Source organism: uncultured Tenacibaculum sp., from assembly GCF_947495995.1.
Lineage (GTDB): Bacteria > Bacteroidota > Bacteroidia > Flavobacteriales > Flavobacteriaceae > Polaribacter.
In genome coordinates this window covers 1-3,495 of record NZ_CANMAX010000023.1, presented here as the reverse complement: position 1 = coordinate 3,495, position 3,495 = coordinate 1, and the positions used below count along the sequence as shown (strand labels likewise).

4 protein-coding genes are annotated in these 3,495 nt (G+C 30.4%); all 4 read left to right on the top strand.

From position 1 onward, the window contains the following. Positions 1 to 99: 99 nt before the first annotated feature. The 4 genes from Q1A15_RS20880 to Q1A15_RS20865 all read left to right on the top strand — a co-directional run bounded on the left by Q1A15_RS20880 (position 100) and on the right by Q1A15_RS20865 (position 3,294). Positions 100 to 795 (top strand): hypothetical protein, encoded by a 696-nt coding sequence (locus tag Q1A15_RS20880; protein WP_299628378.1) that lies wholly within the window; start codon positions 100 to 102, stop codon positions 793 to 795. A gap of 168 nt (positions 796 to 963) precedes the next feature. After that, entirely contained in the window at positions 964 to 1,833 is an 870-nt protein-coding gene (locus Q1A15_RS20875; protein WP_299628376.1) for an AraC family transcriptional regulator, read from the top strand. Between the two features lie 74 nt (positions 1,834 to 1,907). Continuing rightward, complete coding sequence (locus tag Q1A15_RS20870) at positions 1,908 to 2,747, top strand: alpha/beta hydrolase (RefSeq protein ID WP_299628374.1); 840 nt, start codon at positions 1,908 to 1,910, stop codon at positions 2,745 to 2,747. Positions 2,748 to 2,988: 241 nt separating this feature from the next. Beyond that, positions 2,989 to 3,294 (top strand): hypothetical protein, encoded by a 306-nt coding sequence (locus Q1A15_RS20865; protein WP_299628372.1) that lies wholly within the window; start codon positions 2,989 to 2,991, stop codon positions 3,292 to 3,294. Positions 3,295 to 3,495: the final 201 nt, after the last annotated feature.

Genomic DNA, 3,495 nt, shown 5'->3' with positions numbered 1-3,495 from the left:
CTTTAGGATTTTCTTTATATTTACTGCACACAACAACGTATAAACTGCATTAAAACGACAGCTTATACACAACGTTATGTGCTAGCGAAAAAACAAAATATGTCGAGAACAAAAAAATTAGAGAAAAGAACAAAGTTTATGATTCTTCGGAATTTTAAAATTGGTTATGATTTTCGGTTTGACCCAATCAAAGCATATCTTGAAAGCACTCAAGAAATGATTCTCACACAAGAAAGAGAATTAGAGGAAAAATTCAAAAAATGGAATGAAGAGCATTCAGAAAATCCCGAAATGCCTGATGCTTTTGACATTTACGAAATGGAAATCCTCAATAGTTCAGAGTTCCCTAACATCTTGAACAAATCAATTTATTTGACAATTTATTCAATGTTTGAAAATGAATTTAACAAACTTTGCGAATGGTGTCAGCACTCTGAAGAATTGAATTTAAGCCCAAAGGATTTAAAAGGCGGAAATTACATTGGACAATGTCGAAATTACATAATAAAAGTTCTCAACGTGAATTTGGAAAACCTAAAAGAGCAATGGACTAAAATTGGAAAGTATCAGCAAATTAGAAATGTAATTGCTCACAATAATGGAATTGTTAAACAAACGAATAAGGAAATACCAAAATTCGTTGATAGCACTCAAGGAATTTCTATTGAACAAAAAACTTCTGAAATACAAATAGAGTCTATTGACTTTTTAATTGATTTTATTGACCATTTAGTTGGATTTTTGAATGAGACTATAGAAGAAATTGTAAATCAGAAAGAAAAAGCCAGCACATAACAATGTATAATCGCAATTACGGTGGATTCGACTACGTCCGAATCCACTCGGAATTGCTAATGTTCGTGCTTAACCGAAAATAATTGCTAATTTAACCCGTAACTGACGGTTATACGAGACCGTTAGGCACAAGCCAATTCCAACATATTAGTATATTAAAATTAAAAAATGGTATTTCCTGATGACATATTAAAACTTGGCAATCATAATTTGGTTGAAATTCAAGGTACAAAGTTTTTAGAATACTTTAGCGAATCCAACATTGATAAAAGATGTGTTGAATCAACCCAATATGTATTATCATTTGTGATAAATGGAATTAAAGCAATTGTTACAGATAAAGGCAAAATTATAGTGAATAGGAATGAATGTGTTCTTATCGGAAAAGGGAACACTATTATGAGTGAGAGAATTCCAGATAGCAATAATCAACCCTATCAAAATCTTTTATTTTTCCTCTCTGATGATTTTATTCAAGGTTTCTATACAAAACATCAGAAAATCATTAAATCAAACAACAATTTAAATAATTATATTGGTGTAGCAAAAACAGAAGTTGACCCTTTTATAAGCAATTTGTTAATTTCAGCATTAATGATTATAAACAATAAGGCATTACATTCCAAAAACATTCTTAATCTCAAATTAGAAGAATTACTACTATACCTAATTAAGTCTAATCATTCGAACAATTTCAAAATACTTTTACATCAAACTATTCAAGAAAAGAAGGTTGAATTTCGTGCTACTATTTTAAAAAATATAAATCACACTTATCTAATTGAAGACTATGCACATCTTACTTCAAGAAGCGTATCTTCTTTTAAACGAAAATTTAAAGAAACATTTGGAGAAAGTGCTGGTAAATATTTCAGAAAGCAAAAATTACTGTCTTCAAAGTCATTATTAAAAACTACAGATAAAACTATAAAGGAAATTGCATTTGAAGTAGGTTATGATACTAGTTCTCATTTTATAAGAGCTTTTAAAAGTGAATTCAAAACTACACCCACACAATACAGAGCGATTGACACATAATGGTTATTATATGAACTTTTTTGGTTGCTAATACGCTGAATACTGCTCATATCTTTGCGTAAAATTTTATCATTATGAGAGTATTATTTTCAATTATTTTATTTGTTGTGACAATATCAAATGGTTTTGCTCAACAAAAAGAAACACAAATAGGTTACCATTCATTCGGTAACGGAAACGAAAAAGTGATGGTTCTTCACGACTGGAATGGAGACCACTCAAACTGGAACCAAATGTCAGAATACCTAAACCCTAAGGAATTTACCTATGTATTTATGGATGCAAGAGGACAAGGACTTTCTCTTGGTATTAAAGGCGAATATACCGTTACAGAAATAGCTAAAGACTTATTGAATCTAGCTGATACCCTTGGCTGGAAATCATTTAGTATAGTTGGGCATTCCTTTTCAACATTATCAGCTCAAATTGCTACCAAATTAAACACTAACAATAGAATAAAAAGTATCATACTGGTTAGTGGTGGACCAGCTTCTGGATTAAAATTTAGCAAAGATGAAGTCAATTTTTTTAACGCAGTTGCTGCTAGTAGAGAGGTTGCCGAACAAGCAATAGGAGCTTTAACTAGTAATCGCTATACAAAATTATGGAATGAGAAAAAAGCTCAAGAATTCTTAGAGGCTGCAGATGTAGAAGTCTCTAGAGCGTATCTAAAGTCATTTGCAAATGTTGACTACTCTAAAGGACTAATAGGAAACAAAACACCAACCTTAGTTGTAACAACAGAATTTGATTATCCTTCTTTACGTTTGGAGAATATCAAACCTCGATTTGAAGCTATGAAATATAAGGATATTAAATACGTAAACGTTGGCAATTCTGGACATTATTCAATGCAAGAAACCCCAGTGTTCTTAGCTACTACAATAGAGAATTTTATATTAAATGTTAAGTAAATAAATACATATAATTAAAGCAGGCCAGTGCCTAACAACGTGTATAAGTAATAGCGGTTTGAGTGTATTCACAAACCGTTTTTCTTTTTATTGAGTATATTGCTATCTGAAAGTAATAAGGAATAAAATCCGCTACTACTCATACACAAACACGTTGGCAATAATTATGAAAAAGACAATCTACCTTTTTTTAATATTAATCAGCTTCCAAAATTGTAACGGACAATCTAAATGTTCTGATTTGAAAAATGGAAAATTTGAATTAAAATCCGAAACCGGGATAACAATAATCGAAAGAAATGGAAACATTCAGATTGAAAAAAAAGATGGACTAAATTATTATTCTGATGTAGAATGGATAACTGACTGCAAATACGAACTAAAAAACCATCGAAATCATTACGGAGAATTAGAAAAAGAGGAATTAAATAGTATTTATACTGTTGAAATAATAAAAATAATGACCGATTCTGTGAAAATCAAAACAACAGCAAACTATTCTAATAAAAGCCTTGAACGAATCCTGAAAATAATTGAACTAAAATAACTATTGCCAACAAAATGTATGGTTAATTGCTTGCGGATTTATTCCTTCGGACTAAATCTCGCAAAACCAAAAGTCCATCACTTTTAATTAACTTTACAAACAAAAAGCGCAAATAACAATACACAAAACGTTAGGCATAATTTAAATGGAACAAATAGCCTCAATAGTATCTGAACTTGAAAATATAGTTTCACAATTAAG

What these genes read in the sequence shown, in the direction of transcription:
- Q1A15_RS20875 (WP_299628376.1), top strand. Translation starts at nt 964, where the DNA reads ATGGTATTTCCTGATGACATATTAAAACTTGGCAATCATAATTTGGTT.
- Q1A15_RS20880 (WP_299628378.1), top strand. Translation starts at nt 100, where the DNA reads ATGTCGAGAACAAAAAAATTAGAGAAAAGAACAAAGTTTATGATTCTT.
- Q1A15_RS20870 (WP_299628374.1), top strand. Translation starts at nt 1,908, where the DNA reads ATGAGAGTATTATTTTCAATTATTTTATTTGTTGTGACAATATCAAAT.